The sequence below is a fragment of the Glycomyces luteolus genome, assembly GCF_027622875.1.
Lineage (GTDB): Bacteria > Actinomycetota > Actinomycetes > Mycobacteriales > Micromonosporaceae > Glycomyces > Glycomyces luteolus.
Map to the genome: position 1 here is coordinate 418,487 of NZ_JAPZVP010000001.1, position 25,933 is coordinate 444,419.

At 67.7% G+C, this 25,933-nt stretch carries 18 protein-coding genes and 1 pseudogene; 8 read left to right on the plus strand and 11 right to left on the minus strand.

All coding sequences use genetic code 11. From position 1 onward, the window contains the following. Positions 1-56 precede the first annotated feature (56 nt). Complete coding sequence (locus tag O1R50_RS01940; protein WP_270108156.1) at positions 57-734, minus strand: response regulator; 678 nt, start codon at positions 732-734, stop codon at positions 57-59. Then, positions 731-2,344, minus strand: a complete 1,614-nt coding sequence (locus O1R50_RS01945; RefSeq protein WP_270108157.1) for an ATP-binding protein — start codon at positions 2,342-2,344, stop codon at positions 731-733. The genes O1R50_RS01940 and O1R50_RS01945 overlap by 4 nt, the downstream gene beginning before the upstream one ends. Before the next feature lie 111 nt (positions 2,345-2,455). On the opposite strand from O1R50_RS01945, the gene O1R50_RS01950 reads away from it, so the two are divergent. Further along, a complete protein-coding gene (locus tag O1R50_RS01950; RefSeq protein ID WP_270108159.1) occupies positions 2,456-3,826 on the plus strand; it encodes a cation:dicarboxylate symporter family transporter in 1,371 nt (456 codons plus the stop codon). A 72-nt stretch (positions 3,827-3,898) separates the two neighbouring features. Here O1R50_RS01950 and O1R50_RS01955 read toward each other — a convergent pair whose 3' ends face one another. Further along, positions 3,899-4,423, minus strand: coding sequence for a DUF4395 domain-containing protein (locus O1R50_RS01955; protein WP_270108161.1), 525 nt, complete (start codon positions 4,421-4,423; stop codon positions 3,899-3,901). Positions 4,424-4,812: 389 nt separating this feature from the next. Here O1R50_RS01955 and O1R50_RS01960 point away from each other — a divergent pair, with 389 nt between their 5' ends. Then, the gene (locus O1R50_RS01960; RefSeq protein ID WP_270108162.1) at positions 4,813-5,898 is read left to right on the plus strand and encodes a polysaccharide deacetylase family protein; all 1,086 of its coding nucleotides are present in this window, start codon (positions 4,813-4,815) and stop codon (positions 5,896-5,898) included. Between the two features lie 109 nt (positions 5,899-6,007). On the opposite strand, the gene O1R50_RS01965 is transcribed toward O1R50_RS01960, so the two are convergent. Further along, entirely contained in the window at positions 6,008-7,243 is a 1,236-nt protein-coding gene (locus tag O1R50_RS01965; RefSeq protein ID WP_270108164.1) for a pectate lyase family protein, read from the minus strand. A 466-nt stretch (positions 7,244-7,709) separates the two neighbouring features. Here O1R50_RS01965 and O1R50_RS01970 point away from each other — a divergent pair, with 466 nt between their 5' ends. After that, positions 7,710-8,006, plus strand: a complete 297-nt coding sequence (locus tag O1R50_RS01970) for a hypothetical protein (protein ID WP_270108165.1) — start codon at positions 7,710-7,712, stop codon at positions 8,004-8,006. A 148-nt stretch (positions 8,007-8,154) separates the two neighbouring features. Here the strand turns inward: O1R50_RS01970 and O1R50_RS01975 are convergent, their stop codons facing one another. Beyond that, positions 8,155-8,973 carry an SAM-dependent methyltransferase gene (locus O1R50_RS01975; protein ID WP_270108166.1) on the minus strand — a complete coding sequence of 273 codons (819 nt, stop codon included), beginning with the start codon at positions 8,971-8,973 and terminating at the stop codon, positions 8,155-8,157. Positions 8,974-9,247: 274 nt separating this feature from the next. On the opposite strand from O1R50_RS01975, the gene O1R50_RS01980 reads away from it, so the two are divergent. Continuing rightward, complete coding sequence (locus O1R50_RS01980) at positions 9,248-9,961, plus strand: MerR family transcriptional regulator (RefSeq protein ID WP_270108167.1); 714 nt, start codon at positions 9,248-9,250, stop codon at positions 9,959-9,961. 67 nt (positions 9,962-10,028) lie between these two features. On the opposite strand, the pseudogene O1R50_RS01985 reads toward O1R50_RS01980, so the two are convergent. Continuing rightward, positions 10,029-10,229: pseudogene (locus O1R50_RS01985) on the minus strand (response regulator transcription factor); the annotation flags it as partial. A gap of 364 nt (positions 10,230-10,593) precedes the next feature. Between O1R50_RS01985 and O1R50_RS01990 the strand changes: the two are divergent. Next, a complete protein-coding gene (locus O1R50_RS01990) occupies positions 10,594-11,259 on the plus strand; it encodes a 2,3-bisphosphoglycerate-dependent phosphoglycerate mutase (protein WP_270108169.1) in 666 nt (221 codons plus the stop codon). A gap of 346 nt (positions 11,260-11,605) precedes the next feature. Here O1R50_RS01990 and O1R50_RS01995 read toward each other — a convergent pair whose 3' ends face one another. Further along, positions 11,606-12,907, minus strand: coding sequence for an acyltransferase family protein (locus tag O1R50_RS01995; RefSeq protein ID WP_270108171.1), 1,302 nt, complete (start codon positions 12,905-12,907; stop codon positions 11,606-11,608). 323 nt (positions 12,908-13,230) lie between these two features. On the opposite strand from O1R50_RS01995, the gene O1R50_RS02000 reads away from it, so the two are divergent. Next, positions 13,231-14,142 carry a LysR family transcriptional regulator gene (locus tag O1R50_RS02000; RefSeq protein ID WP_270108173.1) on the plus strand — a complete coding sequence of 304 codons (912 nt, stop codon included), beginning with the start codon at positions 13,231-13,233 and terminating at the stop codon, positions 14,140-14,142. A gap of 168 nt (positions 14,143-14,310) precedes the next feature. On the opposite strand, the gene O1R50_RS02005 is transcribed toward O1R50_RS02000, so the two are convergent. From O1R50_RS02005 to O1R50_RS02020, 4 genes are all read right to left on the minus strand, one after another. Beyond that, entirely contained in the window at positions 14,311-14,868 is a 558-nt protein-coding gene (locus tag O1R50_RS02005) for a hypothetical protein (protein ID WP_270108175.1), read from the minus strand. 259 nt (positions 14,869-15,127) lie between these two features. After that, a complete protein-coding gene (locus tag O1R50_RS02010) occupies positions 15,128-16,450 on the minus strand; it encodes an extracellular catalytic domain type 1 short-chain-length polyhydroxyalkanoate depolymerase (protein ID WP_270108176.1) in 1,323 nt (440 codons plus the stop codon). Between the two features lie 75 nt (positions 16,451-16,525). Then, positions 16,526-18,565 (minus strand): cellulase family glycosylhydrolase, encoded by a 2,040-nt coding sequence (locus O1R50_RS02015; RefSeq protein WP_270108177.1) that lies wholly within the window; start codon positions 18,563-18,565, stop codon positions 16,526-16,528. A 94-nt stretch (positions 18,566-18,659) separates the two neighbouring features. Beyond that, the gene (locus O1R50_RS02020; protein ID WP_270108178.1) at positions 18,660-21,008 is read right to left on the minus strand and encodes a sialidase family protein; all 2,349 of its coding nucleotides are present in this window, start codon (positions 21,006-21,008) and stop codon (positions 18,660-18,662) included. A gap of 380 nt (positions 21,009-21,388) precedes the next feature. Here O1R50_RS02020 and O1R50_RS02025 point away from each other — a divergent pair, with 380 nt between their 5' ends. Both O1R50_RS02025 and O1R50_RS02030 read left to right on the plus strand, forming a co-directional pair. Next, on the plus strand, positions 21,389-22,093 hold the full coding sequence (locus O1R50_RS02025; RefSeq protein WP_270108179.1) for a GH12 family glycosyl hydrolase domain-containing protein: 705 nt from the start codon (positions 21,389-21,391) through the stop codon (positions 22,091-22,093). Between the two features lie 323 nt (positions 22,094-22,416). Beyond that, a complete protein-coding gene (locus tag O1R50_RS02030; RefSeq protein ID WP_270108180.1) occupies positions 22,417-25,830 on the plus strand; it encodes a discoidin domain-containing protein in 3,414 nt (1,137 codons plus the stop codon). The last annotated feature ends 103 nt before the right edge of the window (positions 25,831-25,933 follow it).

Consider the following 25,933-nt stretch of genomic DNA (forward strand, 5'->3'; position numbering starts at 1 on the left):
TTCCCTGCGCCCTCGATCGATGCCGCACGCTCGAGGCCCGACCGGATCCTGAAGGCTTACCGCCGGACGAGGACGTACCAGACCTCGGGGCGGCCGACGCTGCCGTAGTGCGGGCGCCGCTGCGCGATCCCGTTGTCGGCCAAGTACTCCAGATAGCGGCGCGCGGTGACTCGCGCGATGCCCACCGTCGTGGCGATGGCCGCCGCGGACAGTCCTTCGGCCGCGTCGGCCAGCGCGGCACTGATCGACTCCAATGTGGAGGCGCTGAGGCCCTTCGGCAACGGCCCCTGGCCGGGGGTGCGCAGCTCGGACAGCATCCGGTCGACATCGTTCTGGCCGCCGACCTCGCCGGGCTGGACGACCTGCTCCCGCCACGCCGCATAGGTCTCGAGCTTTCCGCGCAGCGTCGCGAACGTGAACGGCTTGAGCAGGTATTGCATGACGCCGGAGGACACGGCCGCGCGGACGACGGACAGGTCGCGCGCCGAGGTCACGGCGATCACGTCCACCGGGGCGCCGGCGGCCCGCAGCGCCGCGCACACCGCCAGGCCGTGCGTGTCCGGCAGGTAGAAGTCCAGCAGCACCAGGTCGACGGGGTTGCGGGAGCAGAACCGGATGGCGTCGTTGCCCGAATGCACCACGCCGGCCACGGTGAACCCGGCGACGCGCTCGACGTACGCCCGGTGGGCGTCGGCGGCCACCGGGTCGTCTTCCACCACGAGTACGCGGATCATCGGCTTGACGATATCGGTAGCCGCACGGTGAACACGGCGCCGCCGCCGTCGGAGGCACCTCCGTCGGGCGCACTGCCGTTGTCGACGTCGATGCTCCCGCCGTAGCGGCGCACCGCCTGCCCGACGAGGGCGAGGCCCAGGCCCCGCCCGGTCTCGGCGGCCGGCTTCGTCGACCACCCGCGCCTGAAGATGTCGGCCCGCTCGACGACGCCCGGACCGGTGTCGGCGACCCGCACGAACAGCTCGCCCGGCTCGGTCCTGACGGTGACCGTGACCTTCGGGGCGCGCGCGGCCGCGTGCTCGACCGCGGCGTCCATCGCGTTGTCGATGAGGTTGCCCAGGATCGTGATGAGGTCGCGTGCATCGACATCGGTGCCGGTGTCCTGCATGGCCGTGTCCGCGGTCAGCATCAGCTCGACGCCGCGCTCGCTCGCCTCGCTCAACTTGCCGAGCAGCAGCGCGGCCAGCACTGGTTCGGCCACCGAGCCGACGACCCGATCGGTGAGCTGCTGCGCGGTCTCCAACTCCGCGGTCGCCAGCGCGACGGCCCGGTCGACCCGGCCGAGCTCGATCAGCGAGATCACGGCATGCAGCCGGTTCGCGGACTCGTGCGCCTGGGAACGCAGGGATTCGGCGAACCCGCGAACCGTGTCGAGCTCCCCGCTGAGGTTCTGCAGCTCGGTGTGGTCGCGCAGTGTGACCGCGTTGCCCATGCCCCGGTCGCGGGAGCGCACCGGCACCGAGTTCACCAGCAGCACCCGGGTGTCGGTGAGGTGCAGTTCGTCCTCGCGCGACTCGGGCGAGGTGAACGCCGCCGCCAGGTCCTCGGCGAGGCCCAGTTCGGCGACCGGGGTGCCGCGCACGTCCGCGGGCATGCCGAGCAGGTCGAGCGCCGCGTCGTTGCACAGGACCACACGCCCGTCGCTGCCGACGAGGACGAGTCCTTCCCGGACCGAGTGCAGGATCGCCTGGTAGTACTCGAACATGTCGCGCAGCTCCGCCGGCGCGACGCCGCGGGTCTGGCGGCGAAGGCGGGCGCTCACCAGGTAGCTGCCGGCGACGCCGATGACGAGCACGCCGGCCGCCACTGCGGCCAGCGGGAGGAGCCGCTCGTTGAGCTCCGCCGTGATCGCCTCGATCGTGATCCCGACCGCCACCAGAGCGACGACCGCGGCGTCCCCGTCGAGGACGGGCACGACCGCGCGCATCGAAGGGCCCAGCGTCCCGGTGTAGGTTTCGGTGAACGTACGTCCGGCCAGCGCCTCCTCGGTGTTGCCGATGAACGGCTCGCCGATGCGGTCGGGGTCCGGGTGCGTGAACCTGATGCCGTCCGGATCCATGATCGTGATGAAGTCGACCCCGGTGTCGGTCCTGACCCGCTCGGCGAACGGCTGCAGCTCACTGCTGGGATCGGGTGCCGCCAGCGCGTCGGTCAGGCTCGGCGAGTCGGCGACGGTCTCGGCGACCGTGACGACCAGCTCCCGAGCGTTGTCGTCGGTGGCCCGTCGGGCGTCCGCGTAGGCGAGCGCCATCCCGCCGCCGACCAGGAGGACGACCAGGACGAGCTGCAGCACGAGGAGCTGCCGGGCGAGCGGCCATGGTTGCTTCACACCCCATGTGTACACGCGCCGCTAACGCGACCGTAATGAACAGAATAGTGACTGGCTTCACAGGGGCATGGAGACTTCTGTCGTTCACCGAAAATCCCTAAGGAGACGAAGATGTCTACCCCACCACCCCTGAAGCGCCGCCGCGACCGAACCCATTTCCTCTACCTGGCCGTGATCGTCGCCGTGGTCCTCGGCGTGCTGGTCGGCTTCGCGTTCCCCGAATTCGCCGTCCAGTTGAAGCCGCTCGGCACCGGCTTCGTCGCCCTCATCAAGATGATGATCGTCCCGATCATCTTCTGCACCATCGTGCTCGGGATCGGCTCGGTCACCAAGGCCGCGAGCGTCGGCAAGGTCGGGCTCATCGCCCTGGGCTACTTCCTCCTGATGTCCACGTTCGCGCTGGCCATCGGCCTGGTCGTGGGCAACCTCCTGAACCCGGGCTCGGGCATGAACCTCGATCCTGACGCGGCCTCCGCCGCGCAGGAGACGGCGGCCGAGGCCGGCGGCCACACCACCGTCGACTTCCTGCTCAGCATCATCCCCGAGAGCATGGTGTCCGCGTTCACTGACGGCTCGGTGCTGCAGGCGCTGCTGGTGGCGCTGCTCGCCGGGTTCGCTCTGCAGAAGATGGGCACCGCCGGCGAGCCGATCCTGCGCGGGATCGGGTACCTGCAGAAGCTGGTCTTCCGCATCCTCGCCATGATCATGTGGGCCGCGCCGATCGGCGCGTTCGGCGCGATCGCGGCCGTGGTCGGCGAGACCGGCTGGGACGCGCTGAAGAGCCTCGCGGTGATCATGCTCGGCTTCTACGCGACCTGCCTGGTGTTCGTCTTCTGCGTGCTCGGCGCCGTCCTGTGGTTCGGGGCCCGCGTCAACATCTTCAAGCTGCTGCGCTACCTCGGCCGCGAGTTCCTCTTGATCGTGTCGACATCCTCCTCGGAGTCGGCGCTGCCGCGCCTGATCGCCAAGATGGAGCACCTGGGCGTCAGCAAGCCCGTCGTCGGCATCACCGTGCCGACCGGTTATTCGTTCAACCTGGACGGCACCGCGATCTACCTGACGATGGCGACGCTGTTCATCGCCACCGCCCAGGGCCAGCCGCTCGGCCTCGCCGAGCAGATCTCGCTGCTCGTCTTCATGATCATCGCCTCCAAGGGCGCCGCGGGCGTCAGCGGCGCGGGCATCGCGACGCTCGCCGGCGGCCTGCAGTCGCACCGGCCCGAGCTGGTCGACGGCGTCGGCTTCATCCTCGGCATCGACCGGTTCATGTCCGAGGCGCGGGCCCTGACCAACTTCGCCGGCAACGCCGTCGCGACCGTCCTCATCGGGACCTGGACGAAGGAGTTCAACCGCGACCGGGCGAACCGGGTGCTCGCGGGGGACCAGCCGTTCAACGAGGCGACCTTGGTCGACGACCACATGCCCGCGGCGGATCCGGAACCCCCGAAGCAGGCGGCCCCGAAGGAGTCGGTCGCCGTCTGACGGAACGACGTCGAGGTGGTGCCCGGCCGGGGGCGCCGCCTCGATTTCCGCGACCGCGTCGCGGCCGCCGGGTCAGGCCCCCTCTTGGGCGAGTTCGCGCTCGCGCAGATTCGCCTCGGTGCGGGCCCGGATGTCGTTGCAGGCCTCGCAGACCGATGCGGGGACGAGGCCGACGCGGATCAGCAACGCGAAGATCTGGCAGCCCAGGCAGAACGCGAAGACGGACTCCAGCGTCGCGGCGGCGGCCAGCGCGCCGAGGACGATCCAGCCGGCCAGGTCGGCGTCGAAGACGAGCAGGAGCGCCGCCGAGGTGACGGCGAAGACCACGCCGATGCCCTGGGCGAAGCGCTTGGGCGGACCGGGGACGGGCTTGGCCCGGACCGGCAGTCGCGGCGTGATGACCCGGGTGACCAGCTGCCCGAGCACGCTGAGGGTCGGGCCGGTGGACACTCGGGCGATGAACCCGAGCGCGATGACGACCACAAGCCATTCGAGCTGGAAGGCCAGCGCGGCGAGGCTCATCAGCACGACGCCGGCCGCCACGAGCCGGGCGGAGACCTCGTTGACCGGGTTGGGGAAGCCGAACAGCTGTCGCATCGGGCGGATCACTCCATCAGGGCGGGCGGTGCGGGCGGGCATCCACATAACCCTAGTGCTTCAGTAGGAATATGCCAAATGCTCGTCCGGGATGCGGGAGGCCCGGCGCTTCCGCTCGTCTCCCGTTCGCCGACCGTTCCCCGCCCGGCCGCGTATAAATCGATGCATATCGATTTATTGAACGGTCGGGACCCTTGTCCTCCAGCGGATCCGTCCGGATAATTCAATTCGTTCCTGTTCACGCACGGGACATCGATCCATCGTCATCCCCTCATGGCGACTGGGGCCCTCACCCCTGGGAGTTCGTCGACGCGACTGATGCGCCGTACCCCGGTGCGCCGCCGTCCCTTCGGCGCGCGACCCCGGGCGACACCCCGAGGAGGCCGATCATGCGAAGTCGCATGAGAACGCTCATCGCCACCCTGTCCACCCTCGTCGTCGCCGTCGGCACCGCCGCGGTGCTCGGCGCCGCCTCGCCCGCGCAGGCGCAGACCTGCAACGGCTACGTCGCGCTGACCTTCGACGACGGACCCAACCCGAGCACCACCACCAACCTGCTCAACGCCCTCACCGCGAACAATCTGCGGGCGACCATGTTCAACACCGGCCAGCGGGTCTCCAGCAACCAGTCGCTCGCCCGCGCGCAGGTCACCGCGGGCATGTGGGTCGCGAACCACTCCTGGTCGCACCCGCACATGACCCAGTTGAGCACCTCGCAGATGGCCCAGGAGATCTCCAGTACTCAGCAGGCGATCCAGCAGGCCACCGGCGTCACCCCGAAGCTCTTCCGGCCGCCGTACGGGGAGACGAACGCGAACCTGAAATCGGTCGAGGCGCAGTACGGGCTCACCGAGGTCCTTTGGACCGTCGACTCGCAGGACTGGAACGGGGCGAGCACCGCGCAGATCGCGCAAGCCGCCCGCAACCTCCAGAACGGCGGCGTCATCCTGATGCACGACGCCTACCAGAACACGATCAACGCGATCCCGCAGATCGCCGCCGACCTGCGCTCGCGCGGGCTGTGCGCGGGGATGATCTCCCCGAGCACCGGCCGGGCCGTCGCCCCCGACGGCAGCGGCGGCGGCGGTGGCGGTGGCACTGGTACCGACCTGCTGCGGAGTACCTCCGCCGGGAAATGCATCGACGTGCCTGGCGGCAACACCGCCAATGGCGCGAAGGTCCAGCTCTACACCTGCTACGAAGGCGTGAACCAGCAGTTCACCTACACCGCGGCTCAGGAGCTGCGCGTCCTCGGGAAGTGCCTCGAAGCGCCCTCGGGCAGTAATGGAACGCAAGTGCAGATCAACGCGTGCGGCAACACCGCAGCGCAGAAGTGGACCTTCGGCTCCGACGGGACGATCCGCAGCGTCGGCTACGCGAACGTGTGCCTGGACGTCTACAGCTCGTCCGACGGCGCCCCGGTCCAGCTCTACAGCTGCTGGAGCGGCGACAACCAGAGGTGGACCAGAGTCTGACCACTGAGCTCCGGCCGACCCCGCCAGGGTCGGCCGGGCACCCTTCCCCGATCGGTCCGCTCCAGCCGCGTCCCCGCGCCGGCTAGCGCTGAATCCCGATCAGCGGGCGTTACGGGGCCACGTCGATGACCCCTGCGCCCGCGCCCTCGGTCACGTGGGTCTTCGTCTCGGACGAGGCCAGCGCCTCGTACTCGTACGGGACGGTGAAGTCCGTAGTGGACTCCAGGTGTTCGTGGGGTGTGTCCATGTAGGTGTTGTCGACCAGGTTCCAGTAGCCGGGCTCGTCGCTGCCGTAGAACCAGCCGACCGGTCCGTGGACGTCGCCGGACTCGCCGTCGACCGAGCCGCTGCCCACGTTCTCGAAGTAGTTGCCCTCCACCAGGACCTGTGCGCCCATGCGGGCGTTGATGGCGGTGTCCTCGACGTTGTGGAAGTAGTTGTTGAGCATGTGGACCTGCGAGCGGCGGATGAGCGGCACGCGCGAGTTCAGGTTCTCGAACCAGTTGTCCGCGTAGGTGATGTAGTCGCCGTTCTCGCCCTCGTCGTCCGAGCTTGCGGTGAGCATGGTCTTCCACGAGTCGTGCAGGTGGTTCCACGAGACGGTGATGTACCGCGACTCGCCCTTGATGTCGATCAGGCCGTCGTAGTAGTCCTTGTCGACGTCCGGGTACTCGTTGTAGAGCTCGTTGTGGTCGATCCAGACCTGGGAGCTGGCGTTCTGGACCCCGATGCCGTCGCCTTCGCCCTCGCTCACGTTGTGGATGACGAGGTTGCGGATGACGATGTCGTGCGCGCCGGAGACGTTGATCCCGACGCCGTCGAGCACGCCCGCCTCGCCGACCCCGAGGATCGAGACGTGCTCCACGTCCTTGACGTCGATCTCCTCGGCCCCGGTGTCATCAGCGGCGATCGATTCGTCCACATAGACCACCAAACCCTCGCCGGAGGCGTCCTGGTGCTCGCCCAGCAGCTCGGCCAGCGCATCGCCGGGGGAGGCGGCGCTGCCGGGCCAGTACTCGCTCAGGACGACCTCGTTCACGGTGTCGGCGCCGAACCCGCCGGCGGTGCCGCCGTTCATGGAGGCGTAGCCGACGGGTTTCGAGGTGTCGACCGGGGCTTCGGTCGCTTCCTCGGAGGGTATCGCGGTCGGTACGCCGATCTCGGGCGACTCGGTGGGTTCGCCGCTCGTGGGTGCCTCGGTCGGTTCGGCCGGAGCGGCCGTCTCCTCGCCGGGGCCGTCGTACACGAAGTACACGACCGAGCCGATGGCGAGTACGCCGATCGCCGCTGCGGCGATGATCGCCTTCCGCCGCTTGGGCACGCGTCTGTCCGGGGCGTCCTGCATGAGATCCCGTTCTCCTTGAATATGCCGGGCCCGCGCAGCGCTTGGAGGCGCTGGGCGTCCGCACCCAGGACGCGCGAACCGGCGCCCTGCGTGGAAGCAGGGCGGGGGCAAGGGAGACGAGGGGACGGAACGCGCCGTTGCGCAAGCGTTTGCGGGGAGCGTAACCGCGGTATCGCCCCAGGTCAATACCATTTCCGTGCACGCCAGGTCACGCCACGCCACATCAGTCGCACCGGTCTGGTGCCTGTCTGTGAGCCAAGGCGAGGCGGCCATCCTCCAAGGAGGGTGCCTGCTCGCGGTGCCTGGCCCCGTTGTCCGTCCGCCGGACGAGTGATGATGATGGGACACAGCGGCTTTCCTGCCAGGGCGTGTGGTATGCCGCAATCCATACGCCGCCTGCTCGCATACCGTGGTATGCGATGATGAGAACCGAATTGTCATCACTGCATCGAACGGGTGGCCCGGATTGAACGGACCCGACAACCCGCCTCTGAGCGGGTACCCCGACGCCGAGACCATCGGGCTCCGTATCGAGGAGATCGAGTTCGAGGGACTCCACATCAGAATGACGATGACCCGCGCCATCCGCATCGTCCAGCTGTGGGAAATGGTCGACGGCCAACCCGTCGGCTGGATCGGCAACGTCTTCCGCATTGACTCTGAGCCCCCTTGCATCTACCTCGGCCACCGGTACGAGGCTGTCCTCGCCCGGCCCGAGCGCCACGCTCTCGCTCGACTCGCCGCCAAGCGCTGGAAGTTCTAAAGCCCGCCCGTCCGGCGTCCTGCTCAGGGAGGCACTCGCAGGAATCGAGGGATTTCACTCGATCGAGTGAAACCGATGAGGAGTGGCTGGGGAACGACGAAGGCGCGCGGGGCACCCCGCGCGCCTTCCAGGTCGTCTGACTTTGGGATCAGGCCTTGTAACCGATGCCCGCCATCAGGATCCGCTGCCACGGTTCCAAATCCTCGGCGGCCGTGAGCTCCCTGTCGGGTTCACTGGGGAACCAGCGGGCCAGGAAGTCCAGCCCAGGCCGGACCAGGGGCAGGCCCAGGAAGTGCTCGGTGATCCGCTCGGGCGTGCGGATCCAGCCGTTTCCGAGGCTTTCGAGTCCGGCCTGCTCCATGCCCTTCTGGAGCGGTTCACCGGTGTCGACGAAGTCGGTGATGAACAGGTACGACCCGGAGGGGCAGGCGTCCAGGAGGGTCCGCACCCACTCGTCGGGCTGCTCGTCGTCGTGGAAGTGCATGTGGAGGCCGACGACCATCAACCCGATCGGGCGGGTGAAGTCGAGCATCTCCTTGATCTCGGGGTGGTCCAGGATGTCCTGGGGGAACCGCAGATCAGCCGTCACCACAGTGGTCGACTTGTTGGCGGCCAGCAGGGCACGGCCGTGCGCGAGCACGATCGGGTCGTTGTCCACGTAGACGACCTTGGCGTCGGGGTTGACCGCCTGGGCGACCTGGTGGGTGTTCTCCATCGTGGGGATGCCCGCGCCGATGTCGAGGAACTGGTCGATGCCCTGCTCGGCCATGAACCGCACGCCCTTGGACAGGGCCGCGCGGTTCTCCTTGGCGACCTTGCCGGAGTCGGGCACGTACTTGAGATAGGCGGCCGCCCCTTCGCGGTCGGCGGCGAAGTTGTCCTTCCCGCCGAGGAGCGCGTCGTAGACACGGGCGATGGTCGGCCTGGAGATGTCGAAGTCGGGCGCGTATTCCGCGTTCTCTGCCATCGGCTCATCCTCTGCGTCGAAGGAACGATGCGCACATCGTACGACCTCGGTCACAATGGCGGGCTTCGGGTTTGCCCCTCTTGAGCCACTGTATGCCCACTTGGAAACTATCGAATCATGAGGCACAGCAAGCACTTGCGATGACGACAATCCATTGGGGCGTGCGATCGAATGGGAGACGCCTCACGAGCGCAGCCCAGATCGGCGCGAGGCGCCAAACGAGTTCCGGCCGAGGCTTGACTCTCAGGTAACCGGAGCCCATAGCTTTGTCGGCATGAGTCATCGCGAACTGCTCAGCATCGGCGAGTTCTCCGTCAAGACGGGCCTGTCGATACCGGCGCTGCGCCACTACGACGAGGTCGATCTGCTGCGACCGGCCCGGGTCGATCCCGGCACCGGCTACCGGCGCTACCGGCTCGACCAAGCGGCACAGGCGACGCTGATCCGGCACCTGCGATCAGTTGACCTGCCCATCGACCAGATCCGGACCCTGCTGGCCGACCAGAGCGGACCGGATGCCGTCGCGGTGCTGCACGCACACCGCGAGCGGCTCCTGGAGCGGGCTCATGCCATCGCACGCCTGGCCGAGACCATCGGCCGGCACTACGAAGAAGGGACCAACATGGAGATGATGAAGGAGGACCGGGTGGTACAAGTGACCGTTCCGGCTCGGAACCTCGAAGCGACCGTCAAGTTCTACACCGAGGCGTTCGGCCTCGAATACGACCAGAGCATCGCCTCGTTCCAGTTCGGGGCGTGGGAGACCGACTCGTTCTTCCTGCTGACGCTCGATGAGTCGGCGGGAGCGGGCGGCCAGTTCGGTCCCGCGATGTTCGGACTCTACGTCGACGACCTCGACGCCGCTCACGCGGCCGCGCTCGCCGCGGGAGCCGCACTCGTCCAACCGCCCTTCGAGACCGACTACGCGCCCCGCCGATCCGTGGTCGCCGATCCCAGCGGCAACCGCATCTCGCTCACCCAGCGCTGACTCGCGACTCCGGAGGAAGCCCGATCACCTTCCTCCGGAGCACTATGCGATGGGGGCTGATGACGGCTCAGGCGCTCACCTCGCCGGTCGACCAGGCCCAAGCGGCGATTTCGACGCGGTTGCGGACGCCCAGGCGGCGCTGCACGTTCGCCAAGTGGTTCTTGACGGTGCCGGTCCTGTTGAAGAGTTCGGCGGCGATCTCCGCGTTGGTGAGGCCACGGGCGACCAGGCGGGCCACTTCGCGCTCGCGTTCGCTCAGCGGCTCGGCGATGGCCTCCCACCAGCGCCGCCGACCTGCACGATCTGCGGCGAGCACTGAGACCGGGGGAGTGCTTCACGAAGTCGCGGGCTCGCCGCAGGCCCTCACGCACTTCCCATCAGCAGCAGCTGATCAGGGTCGGCGCGCAGCAGGAGCGCACTAGAGCCGCTGCGACGTCGGCAGGTCGAGGATGCCGTTGCCGTCGAAGACGGCGGCGGCATCATCGCCTTGACGGGTACTATCGCGCCGGTCACCGGTGCGCAGCAAGCCTCCACGATCGAAGGAGTTGCACAACGATGAAGGTGGTCAACCTGCTGATCTCCGACATGCGGTGTCGCGGCGCCGTCGTTCGCATCCTTGAAGAGGTGAGCAGGTGACGTACCTGGCTATCGTGCGGCACGGTCAAACTGAGTGGAACCGCACCGGCGTCTTCACCGGTTGGGCCGATGAGGGACTCACCGAGGAGGGGCGCCTCGACGGCCAGGCGGCCGGGATGGCTCTGGCCAAAGCCGGTGTGCAGTGGGACACCGTCTACGTGTCTACTCTGCGCCGGTCGGTGGAGACAGCGACCGTAGCTTTGGCTGAGCTGAGCCACCGTCCCACTACGCACATCGTTGACTGGCGCATCAACGAACGTCATGTCGGCGATCTGGAAGGTGCGCTGCGTGCAGATCTGGCCGCGACTCACGGTGTGGACAGAGTGGACCAGTGGCGTTGGGGCGATGAGCGTCCTCCGCTCATTGATGTCGACGACCCGCGCCAGGCAGTGCATCGGTCACGCCACCCTGAGCTAGGAATGTCGATTCCCCGCGGTGAGTCGCTCTCCGATGTCATGGCGCGGGTGCGGCCATGGCTTACCGAAGCGCAGGAAGCCGTTGCGGCGTCGGTCAACGTTGTGGCCTTCACCCATGGCACTACATTTCGTGCGATCCGTGCGCTAGTCGAGCGCGTTGCGCCGGAAGACGCGCATCAGATGCGCCCGGCCAACGGAAGCCTCGTGCTGTACCGATTTCCTAGTCTTCCTGTCGCACAAGGGTAAGGGACCGGCATGGTCTCGGCGATCGGCCTCGCGGCGACACTGCTGGGAGCCCTGCTCGTCCTCCTCGCCGCAGTCTGGCGGTTGCGCAATCGGACGGAACAGCTCCGCTGACCCCAAGGCGGTCCCTTCTTGGAGCTGAGGGTTGCCGGTCGCGGTGGTGTTCCTGGTGGTTCGGGTGTAGTCAAGTTGCGCTGCTGAACTGAACCGCAGCGATCGGCGACCCTCGGCGCTAAGAGACCGTTTGGTTCAGGTCCGAGCGCAGCCGCCCGGCCGAAGACGTAGTAGATGCCGGCACTCGGACAGGCTATCGTCAGTTGGCCTCCGACCGAGGTCGGAGACTTGCACCTCACTCGTTTCCGACCGCTGGGGGAGGGTCGTCTCGCGGCGGTGTCCGCGGCTGACGGGGTAGGAGCAGGGTGCGGTCGTCGACCGGCGGCCGCACCGTTTCGGGCGTTTGCTTGACGAGGCCGCGGGGGCGTCGAGTCAGGAGCACGGTCGCGTCGCTCATCGGCTGCCCGTAGCTCCTCAGAGGAGAGGGCGCGGGCGGATTGCCGAACTGCCGTGGCAGTTGCAGTGTCGCATCGATCGACTTGGGAGCGGCCGGTTCGGCTTTGGCGGGGAGCACGACGAGCGGGTTGAACAGGAATCCACGGCCGATTCGGTCCAGAAGCGGGTGCAGCAACGTGCAGATCGCGATTACCAACGCGGTCAATACGACCGGATAGCCGAGCGCCGTCGGGTGGTTCGCCAGCGCGTCCTCGATTCCGGTGCCGCGCACGACTCGGTCGATCGCTGCCAGGGGCAGCATGTGGAGGACGTAGATCGGGAGCGTGTTTCTCCCGATCCTGAGCAGTGGCGATGAAGCTCGTGGGAGCCACCGGTCGAACAGGACGCACCAGGACAGGCCGGCGTACACGGCCGCCAGGCACAGCAGTGTCCAGACGCCGAACCAGGCACGTGCGTCCAGGTACCCCACTGCGCCGAGGCCGACGGCGAAGGCCGCACCCGCCGCCAGGGCTTTCCATACGCCGACCGAGCCCGCCACGCGGGTGACGAGGTCTCGTAGACGTACGCCTACAAGGAAGAACACGAGGTTCTGGATGACCTGCCACAGATTCCCCAGGCCGTCCGGCAGGATGCCGGTACCGGCGACCGCCGCCGCGGCGAAGGCCGCGCCGAGGACGAGCGGTGCGGGGGCGTTCCTGGTGGCACGGGCGATGGCCAGGTACCAGCCGAGGGCGAGCAGGTACCAGAGGTTGGTGGGGCTGATCGTCAGCTCGGCGAGGTATTCGAGCACGTTGTGGGCTCGGGCCGTGTCGAAGTCCGGGGCGATCGCCCACAGCGCGAAGGTCTGGATCGTCAACCACAGGGCGTACAGGCTGAACAGCAGCGCCATGCGGCGGCGGGTCCGGCTCCAGTCGGCGGAGAACACGGCCCCGGCGGCGAAGACACCGGAGATCAGGAAGAAGAGCGGCATCCGCAGCGGCAGCAGCTGCGCACTGGACACCGCCCAAAGGGAGGCGAGTCCTTGCGCCGGTCCCCAGTCGACGAAGTGGGCGTGTTTGGTGATGACGTGCCAGAGGATGACGAGGATGATGCAGATGCCCTTTGCAAGGTCCGCCCATCCTGCACGTGAGCGACGGTTCATGCAGGTGCGGCCGACGCGTGCCGGTGCCGGTCGGCGCGGTCGTGCATCGGCGCCAGGCCGGCGCCTTCGAGGTTGTGCGTCGGCACGGTGGTCGTCATGTGAGTTCGATTCCGTTAGTAGGGGGCGAAGTCAGCGCGAAGCGGCGATACCAACCGTCGACAGTGGAGTGTTGAGGGGCAGACTGCACGGCAATGTCCACGGCTTGTCCCCGGATCTCGTTGAAGGCGAGCCGATTCGAGAGGTTTCTCCGTCTTTCGCTCAGAAACCTACAAGCGCTGGATGCTACCGGCAAGTGCATGTTCGTTACTCATACAATTACCGCCATGCAACTGGATTTGAATCTGCTCACGGCTCTGGACGCACTGCTCGAAGAAGGAAGCGTCGCCGGGGCCGCCGCTCGCCTCCACGTCACCGCCCCGGCGATGAGCCGCTCACTAGGCCGCATTCGCAGGGCCACCGGCGATCAGATCCTGGTCCGCGCCGGCCGCCACATGACGCCCACGACCCGTGCCGTCGCCATGCGCACCGAGGTCCACGCCCTGGTGCAGCAGGCCCATCAGCTCCTCTCCGCGCAGACGACGCTCGACCTCGCGACGCTGGACCGGGTCTTCACCGTCCGCTTGCACGACGCGCTCGCCACCACTTGCGGGGCCGCACTGGTAGCCGCGGTACGCGGCGGGGCCCCGGGAGTGCGGCTGCGCCTCACCGCCGAACTCGGCAGCGACTCCCCCGAACTGCGCCGAGGAGAGGTCGACCTCGCCACCAATGCCGGCCCGCCGTCGCTGCCGGACACCCGCCACCGGCTCATCGGCTGCGACCCGCTCATCCTCGCCGTACGACCCGGTCATCCCCTCATGAGCGAACCCGTCACGATCGAACGCTACGCGGCGGTCGAACACCTCACCGTCTCACGGCGCGGACGCCTGTACGACCCGATCGACGACGCCCTGAGCTCGCTCGGGCACCGGCGACGGGTCGTCGCCTCGGCACCGAACATCGCCATCGCCCTCCAACTCACCCGAGACACCGACCTCGTGGTCGCCATGCCCGACAGGACCACCCGTGCCGCCCGCGAGCACTTCGGCCTGGCCGCACTGGCACTCCCGCTCGAGCTGCCCTCGATCCCCCTCCACCTGTTGTGGCACCGGCGCCATGACAGCGACCCCGCCCACATGTGGCTCAGGGACGTCACGGCCCGCGTCCTCGGTGACCAGCTCTCGACGGGCGGGGATTAGCCGGCCGTGTCTGGCGGCGGCGACCAGTTTCGGTGTATGTCTCGCGTGAGACAGGATCGATTCACCGAACCGGGCCCCAAATGCTCTCTAAGAACGGGACAGCCTTCAGAGAACCGTCGAGCGCGGCGGGGAACAAGCCGGTTCGGCGAGCTTGCTCCAGGCGGCGGTTTAGAGGATGATGGCGGCGGCGGTCTTGACCAGGACGAGCACCATCGCGGCGAATGCCGCGACGGCGAAGACGCGCCCAAGGTTGCGCCTGCCGGAGCGGTAGGCGATCGCAGCGAGGACCACCGGTCCCCCCACGAGGCCGACCGACGCAGCGACCTCCTTGAGGACGTTGGCGATCGGAGCGTGGCTCCCGCAGTACCGGTCGACTGCCGCGGTGCAAGAGTGGGCGTCGAGGAACAGGGCCGGAGCCGCGCAGAGCCAGATGAAGGAGAACAGGACGCAGGCCGGTGCATTCCGCTGGCCGCGCGGTGTCAGCGCCAGCCAAGCGGCGGCTGCGATCAGCGGTCCACCCACGAGGACCGGGACCAGCCACAATGCGTTCCGGGCCGTCAATGCGGGGTTCGACTCCGCACAGCCCGCCGGCGCGTCCGGGGCTATGCACAGCGCCGCTTCCGACATCACCAACTCGCCCAACGTGCACATCCAGACGATGCTGAGCACGAGGACGAAGAGCACCTGAGCGGCCAGGAGCGTTCGGGCTCTGAGGGGTGCAACCACGATTCCACCATATTGGACCCTCGCCACCATCCCCTGCCCGGGCCAGTCTCGCTGCGGCGCTGATCTTTGAAGACACCTTGCTCCGCCGACCGGGGTGTTCGGCTTCTCTCGGCCACTAGGTGAGCACGCCGTCCGCGAGTTCATCACTGACGCTGGGCGACCCACCGAGGCTGGCAGACCCTCTGAGGCGGCGCGGATTCGGATGCCTCAGGGTCGCCAGCCTCGTGCGAGAGTCAAGCGGGCTCGTCTCGGGGATCGGCTAGCGGAGGGTCCATTGCTGGTTCGATCCGCCGGTGCAGATCCACAGGATGATCTCGGTGCCGTTGTTGGTACCGCCACCGAATGCGTCCAAGCAGAGGCCGTTGTGGACGTTGGTGATGGTGCCGTCGGCGTTGACGTTCCAGAGCTGGCTCGTACCGCGCGAGCAGTCGTCGATCACGGCCTTGGTGCCGTTTGCCGTTCCCGAGTCCTTCGCTTCGAGGCACTTGCCGTTCACTTGCAGCTCGCCGGAGGCGGTCTGGGTGAACGTCTGGTTGGCGCCCCCGTTGCACTTCCACAGCACCGCTTGCGTCCCGTTCACCGTCCCCGTGCCGGGGAGGTGCACGCAGCGCTTCGAGGCCGCGCCCGCGATCTCGCCGACGATCGGTTCGGCCGAGACGAGCCCGAAGAAACGGAGCGTCTCGAGGAGCCGGTGCGGCACGCTGTGGTCGACGCCTTCATAGCTGACCGCCTCGACCAGGGCTTGGCCGCCGATGGTGCCGTAGCGGGTGCGGGTCGCGTTCGGCTCCGGGTGGTCGGTGAACTCCGCGACCTGGTCGGTGCCGTGGACGTTGGTCCACTGGTCGATCTGTTCTTGGAAGTTCGGGTAGTAGAGCGCCTGGTCCTCGGTGCCGTGGAAGATCTGCATGCGTGGCCACGGCCCGTCGTAACCGGGGTTGGCGCTGCGGACCGCGTCGCCCCATTCCTGCGGTGTGCGGTCGATCATCCCGGTCGCGCAGGTGCTGTTCCACTCCGAACCGTCCGTCGTCGCGAAGCAGGTGAACGGCACACCCGCGTAGACCGACCCGGCCTTGAACACCTCGGGGTAGACCCCGAGGAGGACGTTGGTCATCATCGCGCCCGAGGAGATGCCGGTGGCGAAGACCCGGTCGGGGTCGCCGCCGAGTTCGTCGATGGCGTAGTCCACCATCGACTTGATGCTGACCGAGTCGCCGCCGGTCCCCGAGAGGGAGGCCTGCGAGGCGACGTCGAAGCATTTGCTGGCGCGGGTGACCGACGGGTAGACCACGATGTAGCCGTACTGGTCGGCCATCTCGTCGAACTGCATCCAGTCGTAGAGGTTGGTCGCGGAGCCGGTGCACCAGTGGTTGGAGACGAGGATCGCCGGGTTCGGTCCGATGTTGTCGGGCACGTACACGTACATTTCGAGGTTGCCGGGGTTGTCCCCGAACTCGGTGATCTGGGTGAGCTGTGCGGCATGGGCTGCTTTGGGGGCCATGAAGACCGCCAGCGCGGACGCCAGCGTGAGCGCGACCGCGAAGACCGCGGCGGCACTGCGGCGCCATTGGTGGACTGCAGTCATCGAAAGGTTCCTTCCTTGTGATCAGGGGACGCGGGCCCGGCGCCGTCCCTTGCGCCGGACCCGCGTTCAGGGGGGTTAGGTAGCCGTGCCGGTCACTGTCGTGCCGGTCTTGGTGACCGTGTAGGCGACGGTGTCGCTGCCCCACCAGTGGAAGGTCAGGGTGGCGGGCTCGCCCTCTCTGAGGGTGTCGAGGAACGCGGTGTTGAGGATGATCGTGCCTGCTTCGTAGTCGTAGATGAAGCTGTGGCCGAACTCCTGGAACGGGGTCCAGGTCGCGGGCCCGGCGTTGGTGCCGTCGGCGTACCTGGCCTCCATGGTGGCGAGGTTGTCGCCGTTGAACTCGGTCGGGATGTCGAACGAGGTCGTCGTTCCGGTCGCGTCCGAGAGCACGGGCTGGTCATTGGATTTGATGTAGATCCGCCACGGCGATCCGGCCGAGAAGCGGGCCTCGACAATGGCGTTGACGCCGTAGGCGCGGTCGCCGGCGAGGCGGGTGAGGGCCGCGGCGGTCAGGGTGAGCGTGTCGCCCGAGACCGTGTAGTCGGTGCCCTCGGAGAGTTTCACATTTCCCTCCCACAGGCCTTCGAAATCAAGGCCGTTGCGGTTCAACGTGAGCGACTCGTCGGTGATGGTCCCGGACTGCTCCAGGTAGATCCGGTCGAACGAGGTCGTACCCGAACGCGAGGTCACTTCCGTCTGGAGACGCTCGGCGATGTACGGGTCGCGCCATTCGAGGGTCTCGCGGTTGAGGAACTGGCCCGCGTCCCACAGCATCGTCGTCAGTTCGTTCTCGCGGGCCTGGAACTGCAGGTCCTCGAAGAACTTCAGCATCTCGCCCTGCTCGATCCGCTCGGGCGACCAATGGGAGTAGTTGAACACCGCCCACTCGCCCACGATCACCGGGATGCCGTTCGCCACCAGCGTGTCGTGCGCCCGCTGGAAATAGCCGGCGAGGTCCTGTTGGACCTGTTCGTTGTAAGTGGTGAAACCGGCGATGTTCACGGTGAACGGCCAGAAGCCGTAGTAGTGGATCGTCGCGGCGACCATCGGGTCCTCAAGGCCCTCGATCATGGTCTTGAGCGGGTCCAGGCGCACCTGCTCGGCGTTGGTGTGCAGCGAGGGCAGGATCAGGAGCCGGTCGCCGTTGTTCCCGCCCGAGTTCCGCACGACGTCGTAGAACGCCTGGTTGAGCTCCGCGTTGTACACGTCGCCCTCCTCGAGGGAGACGCCCTCGAACGCCGGCTCGTTGTTGCTCTCGAACGACAATCCGGCCGGGTAGTCCTTGAACCGCGTCGCGATCTGCGTCCACATCGCCTCGAACTTGGCCATCACGTTGTCGTGGTTGCTCGGCAGCTGGTCGATCCACATCCACGAGTCGTGGTGGATGTTGAGCATGACCTGGAGGTCGTTCGCGAGCGCCCAGTCGACGACTTGCGCGACGCGCTCCATGCGCTCAGGGGCGATCGTGTAATCCGGGCTCTCGCCGGTGAACTCGTCCCAGGTGACCGGCAGGCGGATCGAGTTGTAGCCCGCCGCCTTCACCGTCTGGAGCTGCGCCTCGGTGATCATCGGGTTGCCCCAGTTGGTCTCGCCGCCGAGCGAGTCGAGGGTGTTGCCGACGTTCCAGCCCGGCTGCATGGCGGCGACCTGCTCTTCAGCGTTGGCCCAGCCGGTCGACGGCTCGCCGACGGTGCCGTCGCAGAGGCGGCCGTTGAGGCGGAACCCGGTCGGGTCGGTGTTGGCGCCGGTCCAGGAGCCGGTGAACCCGAAGGAGGTCGAGCCGCCGGTCGCGAGCTTCGCGTTGTAGCCCAAGGACTCGACCTTGGCCGCATCGCCCGCGCTCTTGTCCTTGGCGCTCCACAGTTTCGTGACGCGCTGGCCGTCGGGCCAGGACCATTCGAGGGTCCAGCCGTCGATGGGGTCGCCGAGGTTGGTGACCTCGACATTGGCGTTGAAGCCTCCCGACCACTGGCCGGTGACCTGGTAGCCGACCTCGCAGCCTTGGGCCGCTTGGGCACTGACCGCCCCGAGGGGGCTGGTGGCCAGCAGAGCGAGGGCGGAGGCGGCGATCACGCCGAGGCGCAACCGTCTCCTTTGCCCGGTAGTGGGATTCATCTCGAGACTCCTTTGTCGGAAGGGGGGAATCCGGAAGGGTGCGGGGATCGGAGTCTGGGGCAGGCCGCCCCGCAGGGCGGGGCGGCCTGCTCGTTCAGGCGATGTCGCCGTAAACGATGCCGCGGGCGGTGAGGTAGACGCGGCCGTAGATGTTCGGGTCGCCGGTGATGGCGGACCCGGCGAAGCCCCACTGGTGGGCGTCGTCATTGATGCGAATCCAGGTGGTGCCGCAGTCGATCGAGCGGAAGATGCCCTCCTGGCCTTCGACATCGGCCGAGATGTAGATCGCCGGGTAGCCCCTTCGCGAGGCGGCCTTGCCGAAGCCGACGCCGATCGCCAGGTCGACCGCGGCGATGCGGGTCCAGGTGGTGCCGCCGTCCTTGGAGCGCCACAGGCCGGTCGCGACCTCGGCCTTGTCGCTGCGCCCGCAGAGCCAGACGTGGCCCTTGTTGCCGGGTGCGACGCGGAAGTCGTCGACGCCTTCGGCGGGCAGGCCGGTGGCCCCGGTGTCGGCGAAGGTCTTGCCCGCGTCGTTACTGCGGAAGAACTTGCCGCCCGAGTAGGCGTATACGACCGAGGCGTCGACGCGGTCGGAGCGGACCCGGGCACCGGCGGGGAGCCCTTGGACCGACTGCCACGTTTGACCGCGGTCAGTGCTGTAGAACGGGGTCTTGTCGGTGTTGTTGGGGGACCACACGATCACCTTGGCGTCGGCGGTGATCGCGACGGTGCCGCCGCTGCCGTTCTGGACACCCGCGGGTCGCGTCGCGTCCTGCCAGGTCTGGCCGCGGTCAGTGGAGACGGTGACGTGGCCGGCGGTGTCGCTGTGGACGTCGCCGCTGCCGACGATGACATCCGGGTCCGAGGCGGCGTAGTCGAGGCTTTGGCCGCCCCAGCCGCCGTGGAACATCCGCTCGGCCCGGCCGAGGTCGGTGTGGACGAACCCGTTGACGTCGCCCATGGCCGAGACGAGCGTCCCGCCGAGCGCCGCGAGGTCGCGGACCCAAGTCATCTCGATGCCTTCTGCCCGCACTCCCACGGTGAACCGGTCTACCGGGAGCGCGACGCGTTCGCCGGCCTCGTTCTCGCCGATCAGTTCGCCCTGGGTGTCCCACTGCGTCAGGCTCTCGGTGCCCCAGATGGTGGCGCCGGTGCCCCACATGATGCGGTCGGAGTTGTGCGGGTCGATCGCCAGGCCCTCGATCATCCAGCCGTGCTTGACCGCGTACGAGGCTCCGTTGTCGGTGCCGCGCCAGTCCAGCCACGGCGAGTCCGTGCTGTCCATGACGAACCGGTCGGTGCGCACGTTCTCGCTCACCAGGTCCCAGCTGAGCGACCAGGTCGCGCCGGAGTCGGTGGAGCGGAACAGGATCTCGTCAGGGCCCCAGTTGTTGCACGTGGACGCCATGAGGGTGCCGGGGTTCTGGCGGTCCACGGTGACCGCGCCGAAGCCGGGGACGGGGCGGCCCGGGTTGTAGGGCGGGGTGATGTCGGTCCATTCGCCGGTCTGGGTCGACAGGCGCTGGATCCGGCCGCCCCGGCCGGATGCGGGACCGCCGTTGTAGGGGCCGGGGTCCCAGCTGGTGATGACGTACAGGTAGCCGTTCGTGTTGTCCACAGCGGACTGCTTGGGGATGGTGCGGTTCCCGTCCGCGTTGCCGAGCGCCTCGGCGGCTCCGGGGACGGCCTGCCAGGTGGCGCCGCCGTCTTCGGAGACGTACAGCGGGTCGGCCGGGTCGGCCACGCCCACATAGATCTTGCCGCCGATCTGGTCGAAGTCGATCCAGATGACGCCCTGGTTGTCGGAGAGGTACTCGTTGTCGGGGTCGACGACGAAGTTGCCGGGGTTCGGGAAGGATTCGACCTTCGCCCAGGTGCGGCCGTAGTCTTTCGAGCGCCAGAGGCCGTTGCCGGAAGGGGCTCCCAGGTACAGCTCGGCGTTGTCGGCGGGGTTGACGGCGAGGCGTTCGCCCATGCCGCGCCCGGGCATGTTGCCGCCCTGCTTGAACGGCAGCTCGGCGACGCCCCAGGTCTCGCCCCTGTCGTCGGAGTACAGGACCGCGCCGTTGTTGCCGTCCCAGCTGATGGTGTAAGCCCCGACCGCGGCGTAGACGCGGTCGGTCTCGACCGGGTCGGAGGCCATCGAGACCACGTACTGGTAGCCCCACTTGTCGCGGGATACCCAGTCGGTCAGCGGCTTCCAGGTCCGCGTCTCCTCCTGCCACCGGAAGGCGCCGGCGACGTCGGTGCGGGCGTAGATCAGGTTCGGCTCGGTCTCGTTGAAGACGATGCCCGGCACGAAACCGCCGCAGTTGACCACGACGTTCTTCCAGGAGTAGGCATCGCCGCCTTGCGGGCCGGGTTTGGCGAGGACCGGGGCGGGCAGGGCGCTGGCCGCGACCGCTGCCGCGCCGAGCGAAGTGGTGAATGTGCGTCGTCGCATAAAGTACTCCCTTGTGGACAATAGATTAGGGATCGACCTGCGCGGCGGTGCGACCGCGCAGGTCTGCTTTGTTGTGCTGCGAAGGGTCGGGGGGTCGACGCATCGAGGAATGCAGATCTCTGAAGTACTGTGCAGCACAGTACGCAACAACCGTCGAGTTTGTCAACCGACAGGATTAAGTTGCTGGGCGTTGCACCTGAGTTGAGGGCAAATCGCCTCGCACCCTTCACACATCCACTCAAGCGTCCTTGGCCGATTTAGTGTGATATGAGGGGTATGGACATTGACTTTGTAATGTGATTGTATTAATGTATCGATGGTTTTAGATGCGTGGACTTCGCAAAGCTGAAGCCGAGTTCCTCGAGAAAGGCGTGTCCTTCATGAGACGCAGATCGCTCCTTACCGCAGCACTGGCCGCACCGCTGGCCACCGCAGGCGCCGTCGGCGCCCTCCAGTCCCCCGCACAAGCCGCCGCCTGGTACACCGAGGACGATTGGGGGCGGTGGACCGATGGCGCGTTCACGGTGGCCAACCACGTCTGGGGCAGCGGCGCCGGCGCCCAGTCCATCTGGGCGAACTCCTACTCCAACTGGGGTGTCTGGGCCGACCATCCCAACACGGGCGGCGTCAAGTCCTACCCGCACGTCAGCTACCAGCTCGGGCGCGACGTGTGGAACATGGGGAACGTCTCCAGCAACCACAACGTCACCGTGCCCACCGGCTCGAACCTCGCCTACTGCACCACCTACGACGTGTGGGGCAACGGCCACGACTACGAGGTCATGATCTGGACGCAGTATCACGGCGCCGTCGGCCCGATCGGCTCCTACGTCACCGACGTCAACCTCGGTAGCCGCGCCTGGGCGTACTACCAGGGCAGCAACGGTTCGAACGCCGTTCACAGCTTCTTGGCGCGCTCGCACACCACCGACTCCTGGGTGGACATCACCGCGCACTGCCAGTGGCTGGTGGCCAACGGCCGCATGCCGCGGGTCCGCATCGACGAGATCGCGTTCGGCTTCGAGATCACCTCGTCGGCCGGAGGCCGCAACTTCAACTGCAACAGCTACTCGCTGTGGAGCTGACAAATCCATTCGCCTCCGGGCCGGAGCGGTTCGCTCCGGCCCGGAGGTGTTTCTCGAGGGCCGCCCGGCCGTGCCGGTCCCGGGTTCGCTGTCCGCGGATGCCCAGAAGACGCCAGATAACGATATCTATCCACTCCTCCCTTCGCGCTTTTCAATGGCCTGGATCAGTGGGCTTCATGCCCTTGTGCCGGAGGCGGCCATCGTCGAATCTGGTCTCATGCAGGCGGTTTGTAGTCTCGTGCATGAACCTTGTCTCCGGGACTGCAATGAGATATCGTTATCCATCGATAGAAAACGATCTCTCGAACGGAGTAGGTACCTCAATGCATCCCCCCACGGCCGCCCTTCGCGACCGCGCCGCCTTCCCCAGGCGGGCTGTCGCGTTCACGGCGGCGATGCTGCTGTCCATCGGACTCTTCCAACTCGTCCCGGCCGCCGAACCCGCGGCCGGGCAAGACGCCGGGACCTGCGACGTGCAGATCCATTCCTCGACCAGCGACGCCGGGTTCAACCACCCCGGCATCGGGTTCACCGAGCCGATCCTGGAGAACGTGCGCACCCAGCTCGCCGCCGGGGCCGAGCCGTGGGCCTCCGGGTTCGAGGCGCTGAAGCAGTCCAGCGCCGCCGGAGAGAACGTGAAACCGTCCAACGCCGGCTCCGACCCGACCAAGCCGCGCACGACCGCGTTCAACGCGGGCACCAGAGGGATGTTCGAGGCGGACGGCCTGAAGTCCTACACGCAGGCGGTCATGCACGTGCTCACCGGCAAGGAGGTGTACCGCAAGAACGCCCTGGCCATCATCCGCAACTGGAAGCAGATGGACCCCACCAAGTTCGAGTACTACACCGACTCGCACATCCACAACGGCATGCCGCTCTTCCGCATGGCCGCCGCCGCCGAGCTGCTGCGGTACACCAGCTGCGGCGAGGACCCGGCCCTCGTCTTGACCGACGACGACGCCCGGGCCTTCAGCGACAACCTCATCAGGCCCGCCATCGCGACGTTCATGTCCTCCCCGGACCACTTCATGAACCAGCACAACTACCCGCTCCTGGGCTCCATGGCCGGATCGATCTTCATGGACGACACCGCGCTGTACGAGGAGAAGGTCGAATGGTTCACCGTCAATGAGACCGCCAAGGACGAGGGCTTCAACGGCTCCATCGCCCGGCTGGCCCGCTGGGTCGACAAGAACGACAAGACCGGCGAGGCCATCGACGACCCCCACGTGCAGCTCGTCGAGATGGGCCGAGACCAGGCCCACGGCGGCGGCAACCTGACGAACTTCGCGGCCCTGTCGCGCATGATGATGGCGCAGGGCACGAAGGTGGACCCGGTCGACGGCACGGTCTCGACCGCCGAGGACGCCGTGGGGCCCTACGAGTTCCTGGACGACCGCATCCTCAAGGCCGCCGACTACTTCTGGCAGTTCATGTCCGGCCGCGACCCCGAGTGGACGCCCGTGGGATACGCGATCTCGCCCGACGGCACGATCCGCGACACCTACGACCACATCGCCGACGGCTACCGAGGCCGGTACGGGACCGCGAGCTTCTGGGAGATCTACTACTACTACACGTTCACGCGCGGTGAAGACGTCGAGGAGATGGCCCCCTTCTTCGCCGAGGCCTACGCCAACCGGCCCGGTCCCGCCTTCATCGGCTGGGACGGCCGCGACGGCGGCGGCGACTCGTGGATGTTCGCGCCCGCTGAAGCGGTCGGCGAATCGGCCCCGCCGCCGGGCGACCCGAACATCCTCGAGGTCGAGCAGCGGTACACGCACCTCGCCGGTGACGTCCAGGAAGGCGACGGATTCGTGAGCATGGCAGGCGGATCGAAGATCGCCTACCTCAGCGGCGCGAACACCAAGCCGGAGCAGGGCTTCCTCGTCCGCACCGAAGGCGCGGCCGTGATCCACCTGGGCGGCGTCAGCCACAATGACACCGTCAGGCGCGACACCACGGTGACCGTGCCGGACACCGGCGGCGAGTGGCGCTACGTCACGGTCACCAGAGGCATGGACAACATCCTGTTCATCGAGACCGAGGGCGCGACGGTCGACATCGACCACATCAACGCCAACGCCGGGGCCGAGCTCGACGGACCGGTCTTCCCCGAGGACGCGGCCGACCGGATCGTCGGCTGGTCCGGCGCCGACCTCACGCTCGACCTCGCCGCCACCGGCCCCGACGGCATCGCCTACAGCGCCTCCGACCTCCCCGACGGCGCCGAACTCGACCCTGAGACCGGCACTCTGACGTGGACCGGCGATGACTCGGGCACGATCACCGTCGCCGCTGACGACGGCACGAGCGTCGCCGCGCGCACGATCGTCCTCGACGCCGCCTCCGATCGCCAGGAAGCACTGGCGCTAGCCGAAGAGGAGTATGAGCCCGAGGACGGGTACGAATCGGCGACCGAGGCCGCCTTCACCGCCGCTCGTGCAGCGGCCGAGGCAGCGCTTCAGGACGGCACGGACGCGGCGTTCGCGACCGCCTTGGCGGGCATGGTCGCCGCGGTCGACGGGCTCCGCCTGATCTCGCCGAAGACCGATGTGGACGGCAGTCTCGACTACTCGGACGTCCTCCACGCCTCCACCGCTGCAGAGCGCACGCCGCTCCTCGTGGACGGCGACAACCAGACCGGCACCGGCTACCCGCAGGCCGTCAACAAGTCGCACGTCTTCGACTTCGGCCCTGACTTCCGGGTGTCGGCGAGGGAGTTCGGGTTCCAGAGCAACATCTTCGCGGACCGGCTCGCCAACTCGGCGGTGTACGGCTCGAACGACGGCGTCAACTGGACCCGGCTCACGCCGGGGGTCACGCAGTTCACCCAGGACTTCAACACCCTTGAAGTGGCACCGGAGCTCCGGGACGACCAGTTCAGGTATGTCAAGGTCCAGATGATCGAACAGCTCCCGGACGTCCTCTACGGGATCATCCGGGGCGTGTTCGAGATGACCGAGTTCCACATCTACGGCGAGCGCCACGAGATCGGGAACCAGATCAAGTCCGCCACCATCGCCTCAGAGGACGCGGTGGCGGGCAAGGTCGCCATCGGTGACACCGTGACCGCCACGGTCATCACGAAACAGCCGGTCGACGCCGTCTCGGTGAACGTGATGGGCGTGACCGCGGAGGCGGCCTCAGCGGACGGTGTCACCTGGACCGCGGCGGTGCCGCTCGAGGGCGTCGAGGCCGGACCGGTCACGTTCGCCGCCGACTACAAGGTTGACGGCGAAGCCGGTCCCACCCTCTACGGGACCACCGACGGCTCCAAGCTGTTCGTCGGCGGCAACCGCGACCAGTTGATCGACGTGGCGAACCTCGCCACCGTGCTCGCCTCCGACAAGCAGTGGCCCGGCAACGGGCTCCCCGCCGACGAGATCGGCTACCTGCTCTTCGACGGCGACGAGAACACGGCAGGGGACCTGAACACCGGCGTGGGCTCGTACTACACAGTGGACTTCGGGGAAGGTGCGTCCGTGCGCCTTGACGAGGTGTTCTTCCTGCCTCGGCTGTGCTGCACCTCCCGGTCCGACGGCACCATCGTCCAGGGCTCCAATGACGGCCAGTCCTGGACCACCCTGACCGAGCCGCTGACCAAGACCGCGGCCGGTGTCTGGCAGGGGAAGCCCGTCTCCGACGACACGTACTACCGCTACTTCAAGATCTACAACCCGAACCGCTGGCACGGCAACCTCGGCGAGGTCCAGTTCTTCGGCGACTTCGCATAGCAAGCGGCCACCCCGGCCATCCGCCCCGCCGCCGCCCGGGGGGGGGGGGGGGGGGGGGGGGGGGGGGGGGGGGGCCCCCGGGGGGCAGCCGGGCGCCCGGGGC

Coding starts and splice junctions, on each gene's coding strand:
- O1R50_RS01980 (WP_270108167.1), top strand. CDS start 9,248: ATGAGTCATCGCGAACTGCTCAGCATCGGCGAGTTCTCCGTCAAGACG.
- O1R50_RS01960 (WP_270108162.1), top strand. CDS start 4,813: ATGCGAAGTCGCATGAGAACGCTCATCGCCACCCTGTCCACCCTCGTC.
- O1R50_RS01965 (WP_270108164.1), bottom strand. CDS start 7,243: ATGCAGGACGCCCCGGACAGACGCGTGCCCAAGCGGCGGAAGGCGATC.
- O1R50_RS02010 (WP_270108176.1), bottom strand. CDS start 16,450: ATGACTGCAGTCCACCAATGGCGCCGCAGTGCCGCCGCGGTCTTCGCG.
- O1R50_RS02030 (WP_270108180.1), top strand. CDS start 22,417: ATGCATCCCCCCACGGCCGCCCTTCGCGACCGCGCCGCCTTCCCCAGG.
- O1R50_RS01950 (WP_270108159.1), top strand. CDS start 2,456: ATGTCTACCCCACCACCCCTGAAGCGCCGCCGCGACCGAACCCATTTC.
- O1R50_RS02020 (WP_270108178.1), bottom strand. CDS start 21,008: ATGCGACGACGCACATTCACCACTTCGCTCGGCGCGGCAGCGGTCGCG.
- O1R50_RS01940 (WP_270108156.1), bottom strand. CDS start 734: ATGATCCGCGTACTCGTGGTGGAAGACGACCCGGTGGCCGCCGACGCC.
- O1R50_RS01975 (WP_270108166.1), bottom strand. CDS start 8,973: ATGGCAGAGAACGCGGAATACGCGCCCGACTTCGACATCTCCAGGCCG.
- O1R50_RS02015 (WP_270108177.1), bottom strand. CDS start 18,565: ATGAATCCCACTACCGGGCAAAGGAGACGGTTGCGCCTCGGCGTGATC.
- O1R50_RS02000 (WP_270108173.1), top strand. CDS start 13,231: ATGCAACTGGATTTGAATCTGCTCACGGCTCTGGACGCACTGCTCGAA.
- O1R50_RS02025 (WP_270108179.1), top strand. CDS start 21,389: ATGAGACGCAGATCGCTCCTTACCGCAGCACTGGCCGCACCGCTGGCC.
- O1R50_RS01955 (WP_270108161.1), bottom strand. CDS start 4,423: ATGCGACAGCTGTTCGGCTTCCCCAACCCGGTCAACGAGGTCTCCGCC.
- O1R50_RS01995 (WP_270108171.1), bottom strand. CDS start 12,907: ATGAACCGTCGCTCACGTGCAGGATGGGCGGACCTTGCAAAGGGCATC.